Below are 20,680 nucleotides of genomic sequence, written 5' to 3'. Positions count from 1 at the left end.
AAAAAAGGAGGAAAAACAACATGATGGAAATGTTCAAAAAAATGATTGGTGATAAAAAAGAGTACAAGATGATGATGGCACGGGTTAAAGCCCTGCCAGAGGACTACCAGTTCGTATTTAAGAAAATTCAAAACTACATGTGGAATTTCTCAGCGGGCAGCGGGATGGACATGTTGCATATTCAGTATGAATTAATCGAGTTGTTCGAAGCCGGTGCGGCGGAAGGCAGACAAGTGCTGGAAATCACTGGGGACGACGTGGCGTCCTTTGCCGACGAACTAGTGGCAAACGCTAAAACCTATGTTGCCAAGTATCGTGAAGATTTAAATCAGAGTATCATGAAGCGATTGGGAAAAAAATAAAGAATTCAACAGATAATACCGACTGAATAGCTGGTTACAAAGTGAATTGCCGCCTTCGCTATTCAGTTATATTTTCAACCTGGTACTAAGTTATACAGATTATCAGTCAGACTAAATAGAAGAGTATAGGCAATCTAGCTCAGTAAGGTGCTCGACCGGATAATTACTCCGCTTTGTCTGAACGCACCCGCTCGCTTATCAGACAAAGCCCCGTCATTTCCGGATTTCGCAAGCGGCCTTGCTGCGCTTTTTATAAGGAGGAAAAAAGTATGAGCAATGCAGCGATTTCTGTAAAAGGGTTAAAAAAAACCTTTAAAGACAAGGAAGTCTTAAAGGGGGTGGATTTTGAGGTGCGGCGTGGCGAAATTTTCGCACTGCTGGGCTCAAATGGAGCGGGCAAGACGACGACGGTCAACATCCTCTCGACGTTGATGAAGCTCGATGGCGGCGAAGTAGGCATTTGCGGCTTTGACGTTCAGCGTCAACCGGATCAAGTTCGCCAGAGCATCAGCCTGACAGGGCAGTTCGCAGCTTTAGACGGCATGCTCACCGGGCGGGAAAACCTGATGATGATCGCCAAGTTGCGGGGAGTTTCCAATCCCGCTCAAGTTGCCGACAATCTGCTTGCAAGATTCAGCCTGACCGATGCGGCAAACCGCCGGGCCGATAAGTATTCCGGCGGGATGAAGCGCCGGCTTGACATCGCCATGAGCCTAATCGGGACGCCAGCAGTCATTTTTCTCGACGAACCGACGACAGGGCTTGACCCCGAAGCGCGGATTGAAGTCTGGGATACTGTCAAGGAGCTTGCCGGCGGCGGCACGACCATCTTGCTGACGACCCAGTACCTGGAGGAAGCCGAACAACTGGCGGACCGTATCGCCATCCTGCATGGCGGAAAAATCATCACGACCGGCACCCTTGCCGAACTCAAAGAGATGTTCCCGCCAGCGAAAGTGGAGTACATCGAGAAGCAGCCGACATTGGAGGAAATTTTCCTCGCGATCATTGGCAAAAAGGAGGAAATGTAAATGAAAAGCAAAACAGGGGTACTACTAGGGCGTTTAATGCGCAACATTATGCGCAGCCCGGATACGATTATTACGGTGGCGATTACGCCGATTATGATGATGCTGCTGTTTGTCTACGTATTTGGCGGCGCCATAGAGACAGGCACGGACAACTACGTTAATTATTTATTGCCGGGAATCTTGCTGATGGCTATCGCATCCGGCGTCGCTTACACTTCCGTGCGGCTGTTTACAGATGTAAAGAGCGGACTGATGGCGCGTTTCATTACCATGCCCATCAAGCGCTCGTCGGTATTGTGGGCTCACGTGTTGACCTCGCTTGTTTCCAATGCGCTTACTGTCGTGGTGGTTATCCTCGTCGCGCTCTTGATGGGCTTCCGTTCCAGCGCTGATATCCTGGATTGGCTCACGGTAGCTGGGATACTCGGGCTGTTTACGCTGGCGCTGACATGGCTGGCGGTCATTCCCGGATTGACAGCGGGGTCTATGGAAGGGGCGACAGCCTACTCGTACCCGCTGATTTTCCTGCCGTTTATCAGTTCGGCCTTTGTCCCCACGGAAACCATGCCTAAAATTGTCCGTGCGTTCGCTGAGAACCAGCCCGTGACTTCAATCGTGAATGCGATTCGTGCCCTCTTGTATGAAGGGTCTGTTGGCAACGGTATCTGGATCGCGCTTGCCTGGTGCGTCGGCATCACGGTCATCGCTTACTTCTTCGCCAGTAAAGAATTTAAACGCAAGTTAGGGTAGTACACCATTATGTGATTAGCCATAGAAGCGACAGCGAAGATACACGCATCAATTGATAGCTGATGAGCACCTTGTTGCCGTTATCCTAGACCAGATGCGCCTATATTTTTATATCCTCTTGGCAAAGTTTATATAAAAGTTGTTTTACCGAAATTTCTTCAGTCAGTGATCGTATTCCTTGGCCTGCCCACAAAGACATCTGATCATGGTTGTTTTGAAGTGAAGCCTGCTGCCTCATTGCTTTAGTCAGTGTGTTTTGATAAGGATATGGAAGGGTTTGTGTCTCAAATCCTTCTTTTTCTTCCATCCATTTATTCACGATTCCTCTTGCCTCTTTACCTGAAAATAGTTTCGTAAGCTTTGTATCTGCTTCGTTCGCTTCGAGTACTTTCTGTTTATGTACCGCATGTGCGTTACTCTCATGGCAAATTAAAAAAGCAGACCCGATTTGTACTCCTTGTGCTCCAAGCGTTAAAGCTGCTTTTACTCCTCTGTGGTCTGTAATTCCGCCAGCGGCTATGACTGGAACACCCAGTGCATCTGCTGCTTGTGGAACCAGAGCCATTAAACCTACGGCAGATTCACCTTTGGAAGGTAAGAATGCTCCACGATGCCCACCTGCTTCACTGCCTTGAAGGACTACTATATCCATTCCCCGTTCTTCCATTAACACTGCTTCTTCTACAGTTGAAGCGGTTCCAATCAAACGGCATCCAGAGGCTTTTAGTTCTTTTACTGCGTCTTCAGGCGGCAGATCAAAAGTGAATGAGCAAGCCTTCACTTTGTATCTTAAGATAATATCAATTTTTTGATAGAAGTCATCCCACTCTTCTTGTACAGATTTGAATTGATTTACTTGATCAGCTAACGGGATGTTTTTTTTCCACTTTTCAACTTGTTCTTCTGATGGCGTTTCTGGATCTGACGGAACAAACACATTAATTTGAAAAGGAGCGTCTGTCAGCTCAAACATTTCCTTCGTTTGTTGTTCTAGTATTTCTGGCGTAAGATATCCCGATGCTAAACTCCCGAGAGCACCTTGATTCGAAACTGCAGATGCAAGTCGAGGCTTTGTAATACCACCAGCCATTGGAGCCTGAATAATAGGTTTTGTTAACGAAAACATCTTCATAAATTCATTCATACCGAATCCCCCCGCTAAGACATGGCTTTTTGAAAAAAAGTGTCATTTTCAATTTTACTCAAAGATCCGTATTCGCTTAAACATTTAGTTTTCCTTCTTTGTCAACTCATGTTTTTTTTGAAAATGAGTCCTCATATGAGTTAAAAAAACGGATAAAGCAGGTGTAATTAAAGTATCTTTTCGCCTAATAAACATAGTTGTTACTAAAGAATATTTGTCAGAGATAGTATGGCTGCGGATGCGGTCTTGTTTTTCATGGGCGGCAGTTGCAGCATTGAAATACCCAAGCCGGCGCTGACACAACCAATGATCGCCTCAAATATTCCGAATTCCATCAATCTGCCTGAGGATTTCGATGTATTTTTTGACTTTTTTAAGATCAATATTGAGCTGGATGGTATCGATGATGTCTTCGTTTTCCGATTTCAGGACATCGATGACCGAAATTTCAATGCCGCTCACAGGTTATCCGTTTTTGTAGTAATAAAGAATTGACTGTTCAAATCATCTTCCATTTGATGCAGCTTTGTTTCATTAATTCGTATTAAACTTATTTTGTTGTCTTAATTTTATAGATATGATAAAATGCCGATTAACCAAACATCCTATGTTTGATAAGTGAATTATGGGAGGATAGACATATGCTTCAGAAAACAAACCGGCAGACGCTGGTTGAGCAAGTCGCATTACAAATGGAAAGTTTGATCGAATCTGGTGAGTGGGGTGTCGGGATGCGCATTCCGGCCGAGCCGGAGTTGATGACCGAGTTGAATGTCAGCCGCAATACATTAAGGGAAGCAATTCGGGCATTGATACATGCGGGACTCTTGAAGACGAAACAAGGTGACGGAACTTATGTTTGCTCTTCAAGTGCTTTGGGGGTGGTATTGAAAAAACGCATTTTGCGCTCTGATACGCTGCAAACGTTAGAAGTCCGATATGCACTCGAACGTGAGGGAGCCCATCTAGCTGCACAACGAAGAACCGACGACGAGGCGCGCGAACTTCTTCTCCAGCTGGAACGCTGCGAGGAAGCAACGGAACTCGGTGACATTGATAGCTTTGTAATGGCGGATATTCATCTACATCAAAGCATCGTCAAGGCGTCTCATAATGAAATATTGATCGAAATATACAGCCATATCGCTGAAGCATTGCAAGATTCGATTACAAGCTTGACTCGTTATGAAGTCGATGCGGATTTCTTGAAAATGCACCGGCAACTGGTCGAAGCAATTGTCGCTAAGGACGCCGATTGTGCTGTGGAAGCGGTCCACCGCTATATCGAAGAATCGAAGGATGTTATCGCCGTCGAAGAGGGGGAGCGGCCATGAGCGTACAAAGTGGTACGAAGCCGGCTGTGTCAAAGCGTTCGCTCTCATTGAGTTGGCCGATCATCATAGGCATCGTCCTAATTTCATTGACGATGCGGTCACCGCTAACATCGGTAGGCCCGATGGCTGGATCGATTCGCGAGTCCCTTGGGTTATCGAACGCTGCGGCAGGCCTGCTTACGACATTGCCGTTGCTTGCTTTCTCGCTTCTTTCCCCCTTCGCGCCTATCTTGGCGCGCCGCTTCGGGGTGGAACGGATCATGCTTTATGCATTGGTGCTGCTCATGATAGGTATCGCTGTCCGCTCTCTGACCGCAACAGTTCCTTTGTTTGCAGGCACCGTTTTGCTTGGGCTCGCGATTGCGGTGTGCAACGTGCTAATTCCAAGTCTGGTTAAACGGGATTTTTCTCATAATGTCGGTTTTATGACAGGGCTGTATTCAGTATCGATGAATTTATGCGGTGCGATAGCATCCGGTGTAAGCGTCCCGCTCGCCCGCAATCTCGGTTTTGGCTGGAATGGCGCACTTGGAATCTGGGGCCTGCTCGCTCTGATAGCCGCACTATTCTGGTTTCCTCAAGCTCGGGCGAGTCACGCGTCAGCCGGGATAACAACTGGCGGTATGTCGACGCGGCGAAGTCTGTGGCGTTCACCGCTGGCATGGATGATTACACTTTTTATGGGATTGCAGTCTCTGCTTTTCTATGTTTTGATCGCTTGGTTACCTGAAATCATGACAAGCCGGGGCTTGGGTGAAGACAGCGCTGGTTGGATGCTATCGCTGTTTCAAATCGCTTCGCTCCCCGTATCATTTATCGTGTCGATCGTTGCGGGACGCATGAAGAACCAACGTGTACTGGTCATAATAATGACTGTCCTGTTTTTTGTTTCATTAGGCGGCCTTTATTTCGGCGGTAATGCACTTATTTCGTTATGGACCATTTTACTTGGAATTGCCGGGGGATGTGCGTTCAGTTTGGCTATGATCTTTTTGAGCTTGCGGACGAAAGATGCCTCCGAGGCGGCTTCTTTGTCCGGTATGTCGCAATCTGTTGGATATTTGCTGGCGGCAGCAGGACCAACCTTGTTTGGTTTGCTCCATGACGTCACGGCAAGCTGGAGCCTCCCGCTATTACTATTGCTTGTCGTCAGCGCTCTGCTGTTCATATGCGGCCTGGGTGCGTCAAAAAATCACACGGTATAGGGGGGCAGTAAAGCTCCTGCTGGAAGAGTCCATGAACTGTCCAGAATAAATAAAAATGACTTGAATTAGTGTAAGTCAAATAAATTGCAATAGAGATGGACTTTTTACTAGGTTTAGGGCCCAGTGGAATAAAAGAGAAGCCGGAATTTTTGGACCGGCTTCTTCTTCATCACTTTAGATGTTGTATGAAAGCTCGGCGTAATGCATCGAGATATGTGTCATTTTCATATGATAATAGACTTCGGATAACTTAAAATAAAACTCAGCTTTTTCAATCTTGTCGGAGATTGTAGGAATTTTACGTTCAGCTTTTTTGTAATATGTAATGGCTTTTGTGTATTCACCGTTTCTAAACTCATACATCCCATGGAAAAAGTTATAATAATATGCCCGCATATTGTCTCGCTTCTTCTTATACCCTTCGGTTTTATTCGAATATTCTGAAAGTTATATTCGGCTTTCATCAGTGTATTTTGATATTAATTTGTATAGAAGAAGACCCTCAAAAGAAGGGTCTTCTAAACATTGTTAATTTAAGAACTAGTCACACTTTAAGCTATTAATTAAAACTTAAGCATTATTGCCAAGTTGACGGGGAGCATCATGCATATCCACATGAAGTCTCTGTTCAATAATTTTACCGTCTTCAATACGCAAAAGAATCAGGGGGAGGGGATTTTGAACGGGAAAAATAAAAAACGTGATATTTATGTAGCCATCGCTGATCCAACAAGACGTAAATTGCTACGTTTGTTGGCGGAAGTGGAAGTATTGTCACTCAAAGAGTTGATCGTTCATTTTGACAAGGGTTGTACTGCGGTTTCAAAGCATTTAGCAATCCTTAAAGATGCAGGCCTCATAATCAGAAGAAAGGTCCGGCAGGGAAACTGGATATTGGCTGAATGCTGCACTATTGAGAGAAATTAAAGATCTGGTGATCGATTTGAAGGTAATTCTTTGGTGAAAGAAGGTGAAGAGTACTTAACAAAAAGAACTCGATGAGATGCCAGAGTTCTTTTTGTTTATGTGTTTATAAGTATGTTCATTTTGTAAAGCATCATTTTTACGTCGCAAATACTTGATTGATTCTACAATTCTGAGTAGTCATTTGTATTTAGGAATAGTTTCAACGGTTTGTGCCTTTTTATTGTGGAACCGTGGATTAAATTATTCTTGTTTTTATAAATCTGTTATTCACTTATTGAATAACTGGATATCAAATATAGTTATTTTTTTTATTTCAAACCCTGCAATAAAATATTTCTTAGAGAATGTTGTAGAGTGCTTTTGACTAGAGGCAATCCATTCTTTTTATGAACAATAAAATGGAGGGAACGATGGTGAGTAAATGGAGAAAACAAATCAAAATTCCGGCAATTTATATGCGAGGCGGAACAAGCAAGGGCGTCTTTTTTCTCAAAGAAGATTTACCAACTGATCCATCTGAACGTGATAAAGTTCTACTTCGTGTAATAGGCAGTCCAGATCCTTACGGCCAGCAGATCGATGGTATGGGTGGTGCCACATCGAGTACGAGCAAGGTGGTTATTGTTAGTAAGAGCAATCGTCCGGGATGTGATGTAGACTACCTATTCGGACAGGTGGCCATCGGACAGCCATTGGTTGACTGGAGTGGAAATTGCGGGAATCTTACTTCAGCTGTAGGTCCCTTTTCGATATATCGAGGTCTGGTAGATGCCCCGCTGGATGGCATGGCTGCCGTGAATATCTGGCAGGAAAATATCGGGAAGAAGATCATAACGCATGTCCCGATGAAGGATGGAGAGGTGCAAGAGCTTGGAGATTTCGTACTGGACGGAGTCACTTTCCCGGCAGCTGAAATAAAGCTTGAATTCCTTGATCCGGGTGCCGATGGGGGGACCATGTTTCCAACTGGGAATCCGATCGATATCATTCATGTCCCAAGTGTAGGAGAGGTGGAGGCTACCTTCATCAATGCTGGAAACCCTGCCATCTTTGTTTCGGCGTCTTCGATGGGATTAACGGGAGCGGAACTGCAAGGAGATATCAACGGCGATGTGGATCTATTGACCCGTTTTGAAGCGATTCGGGCGCATGGTGCGGTGATGATGGATCTGGCGGAAAGTGTGGAGTACGCAATGACCAAGCGTCAGCACACGCCGAAAATTGCGTTTTTTGGAAAAGCGGCAAGTTACACAACATCCGATGGAAAAGAAATACGTGGAGAGGATATCGATATCTTGGCACGCATCCTTTCCATGGGCAAGCTTCATCATGCCATGACCGGTACAGGCGCTGTAGCTATTGCTGCCGCAGCTGCGATACCAGGAACGATTGTCAGCAGGATTTTAGGAGATGCGAGGTCGGAGCTTCGCTTCGGTCATCCATCCGGTACTTTGAAAGTGGGTGCAGAAGCTGCTCATGATCAAGCAGGATTTGCAGTGAAGAAAGTTGTCATGAGTCGAAGCGCTCGAAGATTAATGGAGGGTTCGGTTTTGATACCGAATCAGGAATAGCAGTTCATAAAAGGGCTGCATGGATGGCAGCCCTTACGTTTACACTCAGTTATTTGGAAATCATTGAATCTAAGTATTTGATCGTCGCTTCTTTGTCACCAGAAATCGATGATTCCCGTTGTTGATCTTTAAGCAGCTTTTCCTTGGCTTTTTTTAGTGTTGCTTCTTCTAATTCCATTGGGACCACAACAACGCCGTCTGCATCTCCGACAATAATGTCACCGGGTTTCACTGAAACACCCCCGCAAGAAATTGGAACGTTTAATTCCCCAACACCTGCTTTACCGCTTGCAGCAACGGTTGTCCCTTTACAAAAAACAGGAAAATCCAATTCCTTTATTCCCTTCGAATCCCGGATGACTCCATCCACAACAATTCCGCCTATTTCCAGTGTTTTGGCCATGCCGACGACAAAATCTCCTGCAATTGCTCTATATTCATCGCCTTTGGCATCAATGACAAGAATATCTCCAGGTTTTGCTGTTCGAATGGCTTTAAGTACGGCTACATTATCACCTACGGGCATTTTTACCGTAAAAGCTCTTCCGCTAAGGACGTATTCTTCTTTTAGCGGCTTAATGCTCGGATGTAAGTTATTCAACCCGTCCAGAGCATCAGAAATGCAGGTAGTAGGAATGGAGCGAAACTGATCAATTATTTGATCCATGAATTCAAGCACCTCTTTTTTGAATTTTTTCACAACTATACTATACCGAAAAAATGAGCTGCATCAGTATTCAAAAATGTTATACTTAGCTATAACAAAAAACGATTTATATGATGGAGTGGCCAGGATGGATGATCGCGATTGGTTAATACTTAAAAACCTGTATATACATAACAACATTTCTAAAACTGCTCAGAATCTATACATATCCCAGCCTGCTTTAACAAAGCGTATTAAGCAAATCGAGAAAGAGTTTGAAGTACCTATCATTGAGCGCGGAACCAAAGGGGTTCGGTTTACCGCAGAGGGAGAGTATCTCGCTAAATGCGCTGATGAAATGATTGAAAGAATACGTCAAATGAAAGAAACCGTTTGGAACATGAATCAAGAGGTTGTGGGAACCATCCGGTTAGGCGTGTCTAATTTTTTCGCGAAAAATATGCTTCCAAAAATACTGAGGCTTTTCAAAGATCGATATCCAAGAGTAGACTATAAGGTTATCACCGGGTTGAGCAGCGAAGTGTTTAATCTTGTCTATAATAAAAAAGTTCATTTTGGAATTGTGCGTGGAGAATTCGCATGGGCGGAATCGAAATGCTTCCTCTTTGAAGAAAATATTTGTGTTGCATCAAAAGAAAAGATCGAACTCGAACAACTCCCCGAATTGCCGAGAATTGAATATAAAACGGATGCAAGTCTAAAAAGGCTGATCGATGATTGGTGGAGCGGGAAATTTTCACAACCTCCTCTCATAGAGATCGAAGTGGATAGTACGGATACATGTAAAGAAATGGTGAGAAATGGACTGGGATATGGCCTTCTCCCAAGCGTCCTTTTAAAAGAAGATGAAGATATTACACGTTTCACGATAAAAGATGAAAATGATGAACCCATTATTCGAAAAACATGGATGATCTATCATAACGAAACCATCAAGTTGAAAACGGCAAAAGAATTTGTCCGTTTTATTGAGAATTATACATTTGATTAAAACCGCGTGGTAAGCAATCACGCGGTTTTAATATTGCGGTTTGAAATTCTAATTTATTATAACTGGATATAACATTTAGATATTTTAATAAAACGATGATCAATTCTAAAATAATGTATAAATTGCCACGACATGTTCGCTCAGTTGGGAGGTGAATAAAATTGATTTAACCGGAGTTATCGATCTGCATGTACAATCAAGGCCGAAGCGGACGACGATGACTTCTTTTTCTGTGCCGTCGAGGATGTCGATGTATTTTTTCACTTTTTCAAGCTCTGTGCCTGAGCTGGATGGTATCGATGACATCTTCGTTTTCCGATTTGAGGATATCGATTAGGCTGATTTCAATGCCACTCACAGGTTATCCGTTTTTTACTGAGCCTTCTTTCATTAATAAAAGTAATTATTGTTCGTTTTTGTTATAATTTTGGAATATGAGAATGTGTTAGTTAAAGGTTTGATATATTAGGAAGACAGATAGGAGGAAGGTTGATGTTTCCTGCATTAGAAACAGAAAGACTAATTTTAAGAGAAATAACTTACGATGATGCAGAGGGGATTTTTGCTTGTTTTTCGAATCATAATGTCACACGTTTTTATGGCCAAGACTCGTTGGAAACTATTGATCAAGCAAGAGGTCTTGTGGGTTTTTTCGCTAAAAACTTTGAAGAGAAAAAAGGAATTCGTTGGGGAATTGAAAGAAAAGGCGAAAGAGGGTTGATTGGGACAATTGGATTAAACGCGTGGTCTCCAAAACACAAACGTGCAGAAATAGGTTATGAAATTCACCCGAATCACTGGAGAAAGGGATATATGTCAGAGGCATTATCCAAAATCCTTTCTTATGCCTCTGAAACTTTAGGTTTAACAAGAATAGGTGCGGTTGTGTTTACTGAAAATACAGCTTCAAACAACTTATTGACAAAGATGGGATTTCAAAAAGAGGGTATTTTAAAAAGATATATGTATCAAAACGGAAAGGTATATGATACATATGTTTATTCTTTTCTTCCACAAAAGTAATTAACATAGTTAAATAAGATAGTTTTTTGTATTGGTAATCGGATTTTCTCGAAGATAGTATCAAGTTTCCGTTTGCTACATTAGGTTTTTGAGGCTGCTTATAAAAGGTTTATTCACGTAAAGATCCATAAAAAGAGGCCGGATTTTATTCTCCGGCCTTTTCTTCGGCATCACTTCCCCTTCGCCTTCTTCCGCTTCTCCTTCTCAGCCCGGTAAAACTCATGAAACATCTTCATCAGCGCCCGCTTTTCAATCCGCGACACATAGCTCCGTGAAATCCCGAGCTCTTTCGCAATTTCGCGCTGTGTTTTCTCTTTCTTCAAATCAAGGCCGAAGCGGCCGACGATGACTTCTTTTTCTCTGCCGTCCAAGATATCGATGTATTTTTTGACTTTTTCAAGCTCCATGTTGAGCTGGATGGTGTCGATGACGTCTTCGTTTTCCGATTTGAGGATATCGATAAGGCTGATTTCGTTTCCTTCTTTATCCTGGCCGATCGGGTCGTGTAGGGAGACGTCTTTTTTCGTTTTTTTCAGGGCGCGCAGATGCATGAGAATCTCGTTTTCAATACAGCGCGCGGCATAAGTGGCGAGCTTTGTTCCTTTTCCGGCTGAATAGCTTTCGATCGCTTTGATTAAGCCGATGGTTCCGATGGAAATCAGGTCTTCCGAATCTTCGCCCGTGTTTTCGAATTTTTTGACGATGTGGGCGACCAGGCGAAGGTTGTGCTCAATCAGCATGTTTCTTGCGTGTTCATCTCCTTTGGCCATTAATTCTAAGTATTTTTTTTCGTCGCTGCTTGAGAGCGGTTGTGGAAAGGCATTGTTTTTCACGTATGATACTAAAAACACAAGTTCCTTGATGACATAACCGAGCGCTGCAAAAACACCTGTCATTATCGGCACCTCCACAAAATGTATGTAGGCAAAAGCCTATATGTAAATGTTATGTCAGAGGGGGGTCGTCTGTGTCTGTACGCGGTAAAATTACCGGAAGGGCGCTTTTTCCGCACAGAGACGCATATTTTTGAAAACGCTTCCAATATTTGATCCGTTTACAAAAGTTAACAGAGGCGTGATAATAAAAGCAAGGGGGTGGGAGTGCCGGACGAAAGGAAAGGGGTAAATCCATAAATGAAGTCTGGCGCAGCATATGAAGAACAAACGTCTGTTTATTCTTGCGCTGATTTGGCTGAGCGTCATTGCGATCGGAGTTCAAGAAATGTATGCGACCCCATTTACAACCAGTTTTATGATCGTCGTTCTCATCACGACGGTATCCAGCATTTTAAAAGAAGCGCTCGGCGGCAAATCGAATGGATGATGCGCGGGCGGATATATCAATAAAAAACCGGCTCAACTGGGGAGCCGGCTTTTTTCAGTTTTAGTCCTTCAGCGCTTTGCCCATTCCTTTTAAAAAGTGAAGGCCGAAGCCGACGGCGCGGTTGATGTCGGGATCGTTGATGGCTTTCAGCAGTTGAAAGATGGTGATTTTTTGATCCTCTTTTAAAAAGCTTTGTCCTTGTTCCGCGCCTGCCATGAGACTTGCGATAAGCTTTCCCGTTAATTCGGGATCTGATTTTGACAGGGCGCCGCCTGCGGCGATCGCCGAATTGAGCAGGTTCACGACAGGCTCGCGGGACAGCTGGCCGAGCGCGATTTTGGCGATATCTTCTTTCGCCTGCAGCATGCTGTCCGCGGCGTCAAATACGCCGAGACCGTTCAGCTCGCCGAGCAGCTTCATCGTTTTAGAGACGGCTTCATCATTTTCTGCCAAAAGTGCTTTCAGCTCATCCAGTTTTTCAAGCTTGATTTGCTCTTCAGATTTACTCTCCTTTTGAATGGCGGTAATGGGAGTGGCCATTGATTATTTCCTCCTTCATTCGTCTGTCAGATGGACGTATCCCGGGCGTCTCCATTTGCGTTTCACTTCAACCCCGTTTTGCGGATGCCGTTTTTTGTTGCGCGGATTCGTTTTCGGCAGCGGCGGCGCCGTGCAGCCTCCAAGCACTTCCATACGCACTTTTGTCTGCTTATAGGCGGGTGTGTTCGTGCGCGCATCAACCGCCGGACCCGTTAGAAAGTTAATCGCTGACTCTTTGCTTGTCGAGTTCATCGGCAGGTAGAGCTCATTCGCCCGTACCCGGTCTGTAATGAGCGCGGTCAATTTAACGGCGCCAAACGGAGAGACGAGCCTTACAAGAGATCCGTCACAGATTCCCCGTTCTTTTGCAAGCTCTGGAGAAACCTCAACAAAGACGTCAGGCACTTTCGCCTGTATCCCGGCTGATTTATTGGTCAGATTTCCTTCGTGGAAATGTTCAAGCATCCGGCCGTTGTTAATATGAAGATCGTACTCATCAGGGAATTCGGCCGGCTCTGTCCAATCGGCAGGGGCAAAACGCGCTTTTTTATCAGGAAAGTTAAAACCGTCTTCATAAAGGAGCGGTGTGCTTTCACCGGTTAAGCTGCCCCACAGAAAACTGTTCCAGCCCTTAAGCGTTTCATAGCTTGCTTGACTGAACAGGGGAGACAGGCTTGCCATTTCTGAGAAGATGTCCCCCGGATGATTGTAGTTCCAGTCTGCCCCCAGGCGGTTGGCGATGTCCTGGATAATGCGCCAGTCAGGCTTTGCGTCGCCAAGCACCGGAAGCGCCTGATACAGCCTTTGGACGCGGCGTTCTGTATTTGTGAAGGTTCCTTCTTTTTCGAGCGAAGGCGCCGCAGGCAAGACGACATCGGCGTACTGAGCCGTTCTCGAAAGAAATATATCCTGAACGACGAGAAAATCAAGTCCTGATAAAATGTCATGGACGCGGTTTGCGTTGGAATCGACAAGGGCCATGTCCTCACCGACGATATACATGGCTTTCATATCGCCTTTTTCAATTGAATGAAGCATTTCGATATTATCGAGTCCAGGTGTACTGTCGATCGCCACGCCGTATGCGTCTTCGAATTTTTTCCGCGCGTTGTCATCGGAAATGTGCTGGTATCCCGGAAGCCAGCCGGGGAGCGTTCCCATATCGCATGCTCCTTGGACATTGTTATGGCCTCTGAGCGGATATGCGCCGGCGCCTGGACGGCGGTAGTTTCCGCTTGCGAGCAGCAGATTTGAGATGGCGGCGGACGTATCAGAACCGCCGGTGTTTTGGGTCACGCCCATTCCCCACAGCACACAGGTGCCGTCTGCGTCCCGGATCATTTCCGCGATTTGGATCAGCGTCTCTTTTTTGATGCCTGTGACGCTCTCCGCATATTCAAGGGTATATGTTTCAAGGGATTTTTTGTAATCGTCAAAGAAATTCACGTTTTCATCAATGAACGCTTGATCATGCCAGCCTTGATCGATCATGTATTTCGTCACGGCCATGAGCCATACTTGATCCGTTCCTTGCCGCGGTCTGATGAACAGATCCGACCGTTCGGCCATTTCGTTTTTGCGAAGATCGGCAACGATCAGCTTTTGCCCGTGCAGCTTATGGGCGCGCTTTATGCGGGTTGCCAATACCGGATGGCCTTCGGCCGGGTTGGCGCCGACGATGATGACGAGTCCGGCTTTGGCGATATCTTTGATTGTTCCGGCATCTCCGCCCATGCCGACTGTCCGGAACAGCCCGTCTGTTGCCGGCGATTGACAGTAGCGGGAGCAGTTGTCAACATTGTTGGTTTCAAAGACTTGCCGCGCCAATTTTTGCATGAGGTAGTTTTCTTCATTCGTGATTTTGGAAGAAGAGATCAAGCCGACAGAGCCTTTGCCGTATTGCTTGCGGATTGCTCCTAAGCGGCGGGCGGCGAGATCAAGCGCTTCTTCCCAGGTGGACTCGACAAATGTGCCGTTTTTGCGGATTAAAGGCTTTGTAATCCGTTCTTCGGAATTGACGAAATCCCAGCCGAATTTTCCTTTTACACATGTCGAAATGGCATTGACGGGAGCGTCTGAGACGGGCTGGACTTTCAAAATATCCCGGCCTTTCGTCCAAACTTCAAAACTGCAGCCGACGCCGCAGAATGTACAGACGGTTTTTGTTTTTTTGATCCGTTTTTCCCGCATTGCCGCCTCTACTTCAGAAATGGCGAAAATGCTGCTGTATCCGGGTTCGACGTTTTTGACGAGGTCAATCATCGGTTCCATGACGTCCTTTTTGATGCCTGTCAAAAATCCGGCTTCCCCGAGCATCGATTTTTCCATCAGGGCGTTGCATGGACAGACAGTCACGCACTGTCCGCAGCTGACGCAGGAGGACTCATTGATAGAAACGCCGTCATCCCAGATCACCCGCGGACGTTCTCGTTCCCAGTCGATGGATAGCGTTTCATTGACCTGGAGGTTTTGACACACCTCAACACATTGTCCGCACGCGATGCACTGATTCGGATCATAGCGGTAAAAGGGGTGTGACATATCAACCGCGGTAGCGGGATCTTCCTTCGGCGTATAAGGGTATGTTTGCTGTTCAATGCCCATCATTTCCGCCGTATTATGGAGCTTGCAGTTGCCGTTGTTATTATCGCAGACCGTACAGTAGAGCAGATGGTTTTCGAGGAGGCGGTCCATCGCTTCTGTCTGCGCCTGTTTCACCCGCTCTCCCGACAGGCTGATCGACATCCCGTCTTCCGCTTTCAGCGAGCATGACCGCTTCAATTTGCCGTCCGCTTCCACAATGCAAGTATCGCACGTTTGAATGGGATCGACCTCGGGGACGTGGCAAATTTGAGGATGCTCAATCCCGTTTTCATTCAAAATGTCCAAAACTGTTGCCCCGGCCCGCGCTTTATATTCTGTGCCGTCTATTTTGATACTGATCGACTTTCCGTCCAACATCATGTCCCTCCATCATTCTTTAGAAATCAAAAAAGCCATGTACACATATACCGGTTCCCATTCGGGCAATCGGCATAAACATACATGGCGGAATAGTTTACTAGCAATCCTTACTAACAGACCAATCCAGATATGTAGAATCAGATAGACTCATAACACGTTCCCTATTATGAATCCATCAACTTTACTTTTATTATAAAGTGATATTTATTATAATTCAATAGAATAGGAAAATTTTAACCAAGTTAAGTGTCTAAAGGGACATCTAGATATTTTGTATGGTTTAGGGGAAGGGGTATAGGGATGTCTAAAAAAATCCACGAGTTTAATGATATCATTCGGAAGCTTCGAAAAGAGCTGTTTGGAAAAGGACCTGACCGGATTCACACCGTGTTTGTCGACAATATGGCGGTTTCGACGCTTTACGGCAATTTGACCGCAAGCGAGCAGTTTATCGCAAGCACGCCTGAAGGCAAGGAAATGGTGCACGCGGCCAGGACGAGCCTGATCCAGGAGCATTATTCGAACCGAACGCCTGAGGGCATGGAAGAGCTGATCGGCGCAAAACTGGAGCATCTGTTTTCAGACATCAAGATTCAAGAAGATATGGCCGTTTCCGTTTTTATCTTTGACCGGAACATCGCCGGCGGCCAAGAAGCGGCTGACAGATAACGAGCCGGTTGGCAATAAGGGGACCAACATGCAAGACGAAAATCCGGCGCTTTCTGCTTGAAAGGCGCCTTACATATGGGAGGAAAAGATGATAAAGCTGAAGGCGTGGGATATTTCGAGAGCGAAACGACTGTTAAAAGAGGAAAGTCCGACATTTGCTCATGCCATAGCAGATGGGATCATCGATGGGAACGTCTATGTTGACTATTCTGTCTCTCGGCGCACCGCCATTTTTCAAACATTGTCCGGGGTTTATCATCTTGCCGGCAGGCCCCCGGAAAGGGAGCGGAACGAATGGCTTCATCATCTGAAGAGCGGACGCATGGCAGGCGTTTTACCGTCTTTTCAGATTCACCGGAGTGGGACGCTTTTTTAACAGACGGTCTGCGAGATTCATTACAACAAATGATTAAAAGAACCTGAACACCTAGAAGAAGACGTTGCTACGGTGGTTGAGGCGTTCTCTGAAAACGTTCTGAAACACAGCCCGATTTTTAATGAAACATATGTCAATGAATATTGGGGAGGAATAGAGAATTTTTTAACGAACGGCTTCGGTTTTAAAGTCCTCAGCGAAAGACGTACGGTAAGTGAATGCGCCGCAATTTTCCGCTCTCAGCGTTTTGCCGAGATCGGCATCGCTGCACATTCTGCCTTCAGGGGACGCGGGTATGCCATGCTGTGCGCCCTGTGCTTTTATTTCGTATTGCCATGACCTTCGGATAAAACCTCGCTGGGATTGTGATCTTTACAACAAGGCTTCGATCCGTCTCGCAGAGAAATTGGGCTTTCCCCCGCTAAAAACCATATTCATTATTTGTCGAAAATCGCTAAGCCTATGCGAATGTTTTTTATTGGAGGGGACAGGTTAAAGGCTGTAGTAACGGTTTTGCTGTACTCGCCCGCATCAAGAGAGTTTTCCCATTGAAACGGTGCAGACTTCTGCTATATCATCGTATTATTGGGCTTTTGGAGGTGGAAACGATGAAAAAAAGCTTTGTGTTTGCCCTCGCTTTATTACTGCTTTTTTCGGGGTGCGGTGGGCAAAACACACGGAAAATCGTCGCATTTGGAGACAGCAATACACGCGGTTCAAATTGGCAGTTTCGTGATTATCCAAAAGCGGAAAAATGGGTCAATTTACTTCAAACTTCAGTTCGCGGGAAATATCAAATAGAAAATGCGGGTATCGGCGGAGAAACGACGGAGGATGCCAGGCTGAGGTTTAAGAGGGACGTGCTCGACAAGCGGCCGGCGTATCTTTTGATTATGTTTGGAACAAATGATGCAGCGATCCTCGGAAAAGGCGTTCCGCGGGTTTCCAAAAAAAGATTTAAAGAAAATCTCTATTATTTTGTCAAAGAAAGCAGGCGCCGCGGCATAGAACCGGTGTTGATGACGTGTCTCCCCCTTGTTGAAGGAAGCGGCAACAATATATTTTATTATGCAAGATACCGGGCTGGTTCGTTTGAAAAATACGGAGGAGCGAGAAAGTGGCATGATTCCTATAATGATGTGACAAGAGAAACGGCTCGAAAGCTGCATGTTCCATTGATTGACAATTGGAAAAACATCGTGAACAAGGCGGGTGGTGCCACTGATGAGAACTTGATCAAATCGGGGTTCATCGACCCATCGGGAAATCACCTGACCCCAAAAGGCGCGAGAATTATTTTTGAAGGCATTGACAAGAGCCAAGTCATAAAAACTTCCTGACATACGGTCAAAGGCCTAGCCATTTCTCTTTTTCAGTTCATAGGCTGTTACTATAACTGTCCAAAGGAGGGATGACATATGACCTGCGGATTTCCCTATCCGGCCTACACCGCGAATGCAGGTGCAGCATACGGTTACGCGTTCATCGTCGTACTCTTGGTCGTCCTGCTGGTGATTGGCGGTTTCTATTGGCTGAGTCCTTACGGGTTCTTCAAGTAGCACCTCTTTTAAGAGGTGTTTTTTTCGTTAAAACAGTAGTAAGCGTATTATTCAAGTGATATAATATCAACCTAAGTGAAAAAAGCCCAAGAACGCCCGGGAATGCTTAGCTACGAAGAGACGGAAAGCAGATGACCGAGCGACCTTCTTTTAATTTCAGTTTCAATCAGCTCGATGAATTCACGGTTTAAATTCATCTCATTTGCTTTAATGTATGATTCTATTAAAAGTTCATCAGACAGCTTTCTCATACTCGGTACCCATTTAATGGGGAAGACACCTCCTTTAAAAATGGAATAACCTGTTTGAAATCAACATATAGTGTTAAGTTATTTAATCTGTGGTTGAAGTACCTATAATCTATCATGAATAATGGGCGAGAACAATCGTTCTGTTATCCACACCAAAAAGTGGATAACTTGTGGGTATCATGTTTATAATTTAATAAAAGGTCGATGAAATAAGAGTGGATACTGTGTATAATTTTATCCACACCTGTTGAAGAATCCTATTATATGTCGAAAACTTTTCGGAGAGCCGATGTTTTAAGACACTTTTAGATTTGATTCGACACTTTCAAGAAGCAGCAGTTAAAGAGAAAGGAAAGGGTGCGGCTTGTGTTAAAAAAGTTTTTTTTGCCGGATGAATTTGTAAAAAATATTTTTCATATTACCCCTGAAAAACTAAAAGAGCGGAATGTAAAAGGAATTATTACGGATCTTGACAACACGCTTGTGGAATGGGACAGGCCAAGCGCAACACCGCGTCTTATTGAATGGTTTGAGGAGATGAAGGAGAACGGCATTAAAGTAACGATTGTCTCCAATAATAATGAAAAACGCGTCAAAATATTTTCTGAACCGCTTAACATCCCATTTATTTATAAAGCGAAAAAGCCGATGGGCAGAGCCTTTCGAAAAGCGGTTAAAAATATGGGCCTCAAAAAAGAAGAAGTCGTCGTCATCGGTGACCAGCTGATGACCGATGTGCTCGGCGGCAACCGCAACGGCTTCCACACGATTTTGGTTGTGCCCGTGGCCGCTTCAGATGGCTTTTTTACACGTTTTAACCGGCAGGTGGAACGCAGAATCCTGAGCGCATTAAAACGGAAAGGCCATATTCAGTGGGAGGAGTAAAGCATGGAAAAGATAGTTTGCATCGGATGCGGAGTCGCCATCCAAACCGAAAACAAAAATGAATTGGGCTATGCGCCTGAAGCTTCTTTATTAAAAGACGACGTCATCTGTCAGCGCTGTTTCAGGCTGAAAAACTACAACGAGATCCAGGATGTCTCCTTGACCGATGATGACTTTCTCAAAATCCTGCACGGCATCGGGGAAACCGATTCGCTCATCGTGAAAATCGTCGACATATTCGATTTTAACGGGAGCTGGATTAACGGATTAAACCGCTTTGTCGGCGGCAACCCGATCCTGTTAATAGGAAACAAAGCAGATATTCTGCCCAAATCAGTCAAACGCGAGCGCCTCGTTCATTGGATGAAGCGCGAAGCAAAAGAGCTCGGTTTAAAGCCTGTTGATGTATTGCTTGTCAGCGCAGGGCGCGGGCAGGGGATGAAAGAAGCAATCGAAGCGATTGAACATTACAGGCACGGCAAAGACGTTTATGTCGTCGGGTGCACGAATGTCGGAAAATCGACGTTTATCAACCGGATTATTAAAGAAGTATCAGGCGAAGGGGATATCATCACAACCTCCCAGTATCCGGGGACAACGCTTGATGCGATTGAAATTCCCCTTGATGACGGTTCATCGATGTATGACACCCCGGGCATTATCAACCATCATCAGATGGCGCATTATGTCGCCAAGCGCGATTTGAAAATATTGACGCCCAAAAAAGAACTAAAACCGCGCAATTTTCAGCTGAATGAGCAGCAAACGCTGTTTTTCGGCGGACTGTCCCGGTTTGACTATATATCCGGCGGCAGGTCTTCGTTTGTGTGCTATATGCCTAATGAACTAAACATTCACAGAACAAAGCTTGAAAATGCGGACGAGCTTTATGAAAAACACGCTGGGGAACTGCTGGCGCCTCCTGCAAAAGAGGAACTTGACACATTTCCCGAGCTTGTGAAACACACGTTTACGATAAAGGAGCCGAAGACAGACGTTGTATTTTCAGGACTTGGCTGGGTTACCGTTCAAGGGGCGAATCAAAGGATTGTCGCCCATGCGCCTAAAGGCGTTCACGTCTTTGTGCGCCGATCTTTAATATAAGCTG

The 20,680-nt window shown here is 45.2% G+C and carries 23 protein-coding genes and 5 pseudogenes; 18 read left to right on the top strand and 10 right to left on the bottom strand.

Annotation, left to right across the window (positions count from 1 at the left end; translation table 11 throughout):
* Window positions 1-20 precede the first annotated feature (20 nt).
* The 3 genes from R5H20_RS15655 (at window position 21) to R5H20_RS15645 (ending at window position 2,143) form a co-directional block, all read left to right on the top strand.
* Window positions 21-362 carry a DUF1048 domain-containing protein gene (locus R5H20_RS15655; RefSeq protein ID WP_006637663.1) on the top strand — a complete coding sequence of 114 codons (342 nt, stop codon included), beginning with the start codon at window positions 21-23 and terminating at the stop codon, window positions 360-362.
* Window positions 363-631: 269 nt separating this feature from the next.
* The gene (locus tag R5H20_RS15650; protein ID WP_006637662.1) at window positions 632-1,393 is read left to right on the top strand and encodes an ABC transporter ATP-binding protein; all 762 of its coding nucleotides are present in this window, start codon (window positions 632-634) and stop codon (window positions 1,391-1,393) included.
* Window positions 1,394-2,143 (top strand): ABC transporter permease, encoded by a 750-nt coding sequence (locus tag R5H20_RS15645; protein ID WP_006637661.1) that lies wholly within the window; start codon window positions 1,394-1,396, stop codon window positions 2,141-2,143. It begins immediately after the preceding gene.
* 100 nt (window positions 2,144-2,243) lie between these two features.
* On the opposite strand, the gene R5H20_RS15640 is transcribed toward R5H20_RS15645, so the two are convergent.
* The 3 genes and pseudogenes from R5H20_RS15640 to R5H20_RS15630 form a co-directional block, all read right to left on the bottom strand.
* Window positions 2,244-3,287, bottom strand: a complete 1,044-nt coding sequence (locus R5H20_RS15640) for a nitronate monooxygenase (protein WP_006637660.1) — start codon at window positions 3,285-3,287, stop codon at window positions 2,244-2,246.
* An 84-nt stretch (window positions 3,288-3,371) separates the two neighbouring features.
* Window positions 3,372-3,628 (bottom strand): annotated as a pseudogene (locus R5H20_RS15635) (LysR substrate-binding domain-containing protein); the annotation flags it as partial.
* A gap of 4 nt (window positions 3,629-3,632) precedes the next feature.
* Window positions 3,633-3,743 (bottom strand): annotated as a pseudogene (locus R5H20_RS15630) (RNA polymerase subunit sigma-70); the annotation flags it as partial.
* A gap of 185 nt (window positions 3,744-3,928) precedes the next feature.
* Here R5H20_RS15630 and R5H20_RS15625 point away from each other — a divergent pair.
* Both R5H20_RS15625 and R5H20_RS15620 read left to right on the top strand, forming a co-directional pair.
* Window positions 3,929-4,621: a FadR/GntR family transcriptional regulator gene (locus R5H20_RS15625; RefSeq protein ID WP_006637658.1), complete on the top strand. Its 693-nt coding sequence runs from the start codon at window positions 3,929-3,931 to the stop codon at window positions 4,619-4,621.
* Window positions 4,618-5,826 carry a CynX/NimT family MFS transporter gene (locus R5H20_RS15620; RefSeq protein WP_006637657.1) on the top strand — a complete coding sequence of 403 codons (1,209 nt, stop codon included), beginning with the start codon at window positions 4,618-4,620 and terminating at the stop codon, window positions 5,824-5,826. The genes R5H20_RS15625 and R5H20_RS15620 overlap by 4 nt, the downstream gene beginning before the upstream one ends.
* 177 nt (window positions 5,827-6,003) lie before the next feature.
* On the opposite strand, the pseudogene R5H20_RS15615 reads toward R5H20_RS15620, so the two are convergent.
* Window positions 6,004-6,297, bottom strand: a pseudogene (locus tag R5H20_RS15615) (aspartate phosphatase); the annotation flags it as partial.
* Between the two features lie 207 nt (window positions 6,298-6,504).
* On the opposite strand from R5H20_RS15615, the pseudogene R5H20_RS15610 reads away from it, so the two are divergent.
* Together R5H20_RS15610 and prpF are read left to right on the top strand one after the other, a co-directional pair.
* Window positions 6,505-6,790: pseudogene (locus R5H20_RS15610) on the top strand (ArsR/SmtB family transcription factor).
* Window positions 6,791-7,163: 373 nt separating this feature from the next.
* Window positions 7,164-8,324, top strand: a complete 1,161-nt coding sequence (gene prpF, locus R5H20_RS15605) for a 2-methylaconitate cis-trans isomerase PrpF (RefSeq protein ID WP_006637654.1) — start codon at window positions 7,164-7,166, stop codon at window positions 8,322-8,324.
* A gap of 49 nt (window positions 8,325-8,373) precedes the next feature.
* Here the strand turns inward: prpF and R5H20_RS15600 are convergent, their stop codons facing one another.
* The gene (locus tag R5H20_RS15600) at window positions 8,374-8,991 is read right to left on the bottom strand and encodes an RraA family protein (protein WP_006637653.1); all 618 of its coding nucleotides are present in this window, start codon (window positions 8,989-8,991) and stop codon (window positions 8,374-8,376) included.
* A gap of 127 nt (window positions 8,992-9,118) precedes the next feature.
* Here R5H20_RS15600 and R5H20_RS15595 point away from each other — a divergent pair, with 127 nt between their 5' ends.
* A complete protein-coding gene (locus tag R5H20_RS15595; RefSeq protein WP_006637652.1) occupies window positions 9,119-9,982 on the top strand; it encodes a LysR family transcriptional regulator in 864 nt (287 codons plus the stop codon).
* A gap of 195 nt (window positions 9,983-10,177) precedes the next feature.
* Here R5H20_RS15595 and R5H20_RS15590 read toward each other — a convergent pair.
* Window positions 10,178-10,334, bottom strand: a pseudogene (locus R5H20_RS15590) (RNA polymerase subunit sigma-70); the annotation flags it as partial.
* A 140-nt stretch (window positions 10,335-10,474) separates the two neighbouring features.
* On the opposite strand from R5H20_RS15590, the gene R5H20_RS15585 reads away from it, so the two are divergent.
* Window positions 10,475-11,005 carry a GNAT family N-acetyltransferase gene (locus R5H20_RS15585; RefSeq protein WP_006637650.1) on the top strand — a complete coding sequence of 177 codons (531 nt, stop codon included), beginning with the start codon at window positions 10,475-10,477 and terminating at the stop codon, window positions 11,003-11,005.
* A gap of 170 nt (window positions 11,006-11,175) precedes the next feature.
* Here the strand turns inward: R5H20_RS15585 and sigK are convergent, their stop codons facing one another.
* Entirely contained in the window at window positions 11,176-11,901 is a 726-nt protein-coding gene (sigK, locus tag R5H20_RS15580) for an RNA polymerase sporulation sigma factor SigK (RefSeq protein WP_006637649.1), read from the bottom strand.
* A gap of 256 nt (window positions 11,902-12,157) precedes the next feature.
* On the opposite strand from sigK, the gene R5H20_RS15575 reads away from it, so the two are divergent.
* On the top strand, window positions 12,158-12,328 hold the full coding sequence (locus R5H20_RS15575; RefSeq protein ID WP_006637648.1) for a hypothetical protein: 171 nt from the start codon (window positions 12,158-12,160) through the stop codon (window positions 12,326-12,328).
* Between the two features lie 60 nt (window positions 12,329-12,388).
* Here the strand turns inward: R5H20_RS15575 and R5H20_RS15570 are convergent, their stop codons facing one another.
* Complete coding sequence (locus R5H20_RS15570) at window positions 12,389-12,868, bottom strand: helical membrane plugin domain-containing protein (RefSeq protein ID WP_006637647.1); 480 nt, start codon at window positions 12,866-12,868, stop codon at window positions 12,389-12,391.
* 15 nt (window positions 12,869-12,883) lie between these two features.
* Entirely contained in the window at window positions 12,884-15,829 is a 2,946-nt protein-coding gene (gene fdhF, locus R5H20_RS15565) for a formate dehydrogenase subunit alpha (protein ID WP_087962504.1), read from the bottom strand.
* 303 nt (window positions 15,830-16,132) lie between these two features.
* Between fdhF and R5H20_RS15560 the strand changes: the two genes are divergently transcribed.
* From R5H20_RS15560 to R5H20_RS15535, 6 genes are all read left to right on the top strand, one after another.
* Window positions 16,133-16,501: a Na-translocating system protein MpsC family protein gene (locus R5H20_RS15560; protein WP_006637645.1), complete on the top strand. Its 369-nt coding sequence runs from the start codon at window positions 16,133-16,135 to the stop codon at window positions 16,499-16,501.
* 88 nt (window positions 16,502-16,589) lie between these two features.
* Complete coding sequence (locus R5H20_RS15555) at window positions 16,590-16,877, top strand: hypothetical protein (protein WP_224254421.1); 288 nt, start codon at window positions 16,590-16,592, stop codon at window positions 16,875-16,877.
* 72 nt (window positions 16,878-16,949) lie between these two features.
* Window positions 16,950-17,216: a GNAT family N-acetyltransferase gene (locus R5H20_RS15550; RefSeq protein ID WP_238548697.1), complete on the top strand. Its 267-nt coding sequence runs from the start codon at window positions 16,950-16,952 to the stop codon at window positions 17,214-17,216.
* Entirely contained in the window at window positions 17,173-17,373 is a 201-nt protein-coding gene (locus tag R5H20_RS15545) for a GNAT family N-acetyltransferase (RefSeq protein ID WP_238548696.1), read from the top strand. Before R5H20_RS15550 ends, R5H20_RS15545 begins: the two co-directional genes overlap by 44 nt.
* A 112-nt stretch (window positions 17,374-17,485) precedes the next feature.
* Complete coding sequence (locus tag R5H20_RS15540; RefSeq protein WP_006637644.1) at window positions 17,486-18,217, top strand: SGNH/GDSL hydrolase family protein; 732 nt, start codon at window positions 17,486-17,488, stop codon at window positions 18,215-18,217.
* Window positions 18,218-18,295: 78 nt separating this feature from the next.
* Window positions 18,296-18,436, top strand: a complete 141-nt coding sequence (locus R5H20_RS15535) for a hypothetical protein (RefSeq protein WP_006637643.1) — start codon at window positions 18,296-18,298, stop codon at window positions 18,434-18,436.
* 110 nt (window positions 18,437-18,546) lie between these two features.
* Here R5H20_RS15535 and R5H20_RS15530 read toward each other — a convergent pair whose 3' ends face one another.
* The gene (locus R5H20_RS15530; RefSeq protein ID WP_006637642.1) at window positions 18,547-18,687 is read right to left on the bottom strand and encodes a sporulation histidine kinase inhibitor Sda; all 141 of its coding nucleotides are present in this window, start codon (window positions 18,685-18,687) and stop codon (window positions 18,547-18,549) included.
* 366 nt (window positions 18,688-19,053) lie between these two features.
* On the opposite strand from R5H20_RS15530, the gene R5H20_RS15525 reads away from it, so the two are divergent.
* Both R5H20_RS15525 and yqeH read left to right on the top strand, forming a co-directional pair.
* Window positions 19,054-19,572 carry a YqeG family HAD IIIA-type phosphatase gene (locus R5H20_RS15525; RefSeq protein WP_006637641.1) on the top strand — a complete coding sequence of 173 codons (519 nt, stop codon included), beginning with the start codon at window positions 19,054-19,056 and terminating at the stop codon, window positions 19,570-19,572.
* A 3-nt stretch (window positions 19,573-19,575) separates the two neighbouring features.
* Window positions 19,576-20,676, top strand: a complete 1,101-nt coding sequence (yqeH, locus tag R5H20_RS15520; protein WP_006637640.1) for a ribosome biogenesis GTPase YqeH — start codon at window positions 19,576-19,578, stop codon at window positions 20,674-20,676.
* The last annotated feature ends 4 nt before the right edge of the window (window positions 20,677-20,680 follow it).

The organism is Bacillus sp. KICET-3 (genome assembly GCF_033261025.1).
Taxonomy (GTDB): Bacteria; Bacillota; Bacilli; order Bacillales; family Bacillaceae; genus Bacillus; species Bacillus sonorensis.
The sequence above is the reverse complement of the archived record's forward strand: the minus strand, read 5'-3'. Positions and strand labels throughout refer to the sequence as shown.

What these genes read in the sequence shown, in the direction of transcription:
- yqeH (WP_006637640.1), top strand. Translation starts at nt 19,576, where the DNA reads ATGGAAAAGATAGTTTGCATCGGATGCGGAGTCGCCATCCAAACCGAA.
- prpF (WP_006637654.1), top strand. Translation starts at nt 7,164, where the DNA reads ATGGTGAGTAAATGGAGAAAACAAATCAAAATTCCGGCAATTTATATG.
- R5H20_RS15530 (WP_006637642.1), bottom strand. Translation starts at nt 18,687, where the DNA reads ATGAGAAAGCTGTCTGATGAACTTTTAATAGAATCATACATTAAAGCA.
- R5H20_RS15625 (WP_006637658.1), top strand. Translation starts at nt 3,929, where the DNA reads ATGCTTCAGAAAACAAACCGGCAGACGCTGGTTGAGCAAGTCGCATTA.
- R5H20_RS15570 (WP_006637647.1), bottom strand. Translation starts at nt 12,868, where the DNA reads ATGGCCACTCCCATTACCGCCATTCAAAAGGAGAGTAAATCTGAAGAG.
- R5H20_RS15620 (WP_006637657.1), top strand. Translation starts at nt 4,618, where the DNA reads ATGAGCGTACAAAGTGGTACGAAGCCGGCTGTGTCAAAGCGTTCGCTC.
- R5H20_RS15640 (WP_006637660.1), bottom strand. Translation starts at nt 3,287, where the DNA reads ATGAATGAATTTATGAAGATGTTTTCGTTAACAAAACCTATTATTCAG.
- R5H20_RS15595 (WP_006637652.1), top strand. Translation starts at nt 9,119, where the DNA reads ATGGATGATCGCGATTGGTTAATACTTAAAAACCTGTATATACATAAC.
- R5H20_RS15585 (WP_006637650.1), top strand. Translation starts at nt 10,475, where the DNA reads ATGTTTCCTGCATTAGAAACAGAAAGACTAATTTTAAGAGAAATAACT.
- R5H20_RS15545 (WP_238548696.1), top strand. Translation starts at nt 17,173, where the DNA reads ATGCCATGCTGTGCGCCCTGTGCTTTTATTTCGTATTGCCATGACCTT.
- fdhF (WP_087962504.1), bottom strand. Translation starts at nt 15,829, where the DNA reads ATGTTGGACGGAAAGTCGATCAGTATCAAAATAGACGGCACAGAATAT.
- R5H20_RS15645 (WP_006637661.1), top strand. Translation starts at nt 1,394, where the DNA reads ATGAAAAGCAAAACAGGGGTACTACTAGGGCGTTTAATGCGCAACATT.
- sigK (WP_006637649.1), bottom strand. Translation starts at nt 11,901, where the DNA reads ATGACAGGTGTTTTTGCAGCGCTCGGTTATGTCATCAAGGAACTTGTG.
- R5H20_RS15535 (WP_006637643.1), top strand. Translation starts at nt 18,296, where the DNA reads ATGACCTGCGGATTTCCCTATCCGGCCTACACCGCGAATGCAGGTGCA.
- R5H20_RS15655 (WP_006637663.1), top strand. Translation starts at nt 21, where the DNA reads ATGATGGAAATGTTCAAAAAAATGATTGGTGATAAAAAAGAGTACAAG.
- R5H20_RS15540 (WP_006637644.1), top strand. Translation starts at nt 17,486, where the DNA reads ATGAAAAAAAGCTTTGTGTTTGCCCTCGCTTTATTACTGCTTTTTTCG.
- R5H20_RS15650 (WP_006637662.1), top strand. Translation starts at nt 632, where the DNA reads ATGAGCAATGCAGCGATTTCTGTAAAAGGGTTAAAAAAAACCTTTAAA.
- R5H20_RS15575 (WP_006637648.1), top strand. Translation starts at nt 12,158, where the DNA reads ATGAAGAACAAACGTCTGTTTATTCTTGCGCTGATTTGGCTGAGCGTC.
- R5H20_RS15600 (WP_006637653.1), bottom strand. Translation starts at nt 8,991, where the DNA reads ATGGATCAAATAATTGATCAGTTTCGCTCCATTCCTACTACCTGCATT.
- R5H20_RS15560 (WP_006637645.1), top strand. Translation starts at nt 16,133, where the DNA reads ATGTCTAAAAAAATCCACGAGTTTAATGATATCATTCGGAAGCTTCGA.
- R5H20_RS15555 (WP_224254421.1), top strand. Translation starts at nt 16,590, where the DNA reads ATGATAAAGCTGAAGGCGTGGGATATTTCGAGAGCGAAACGACTGTTA.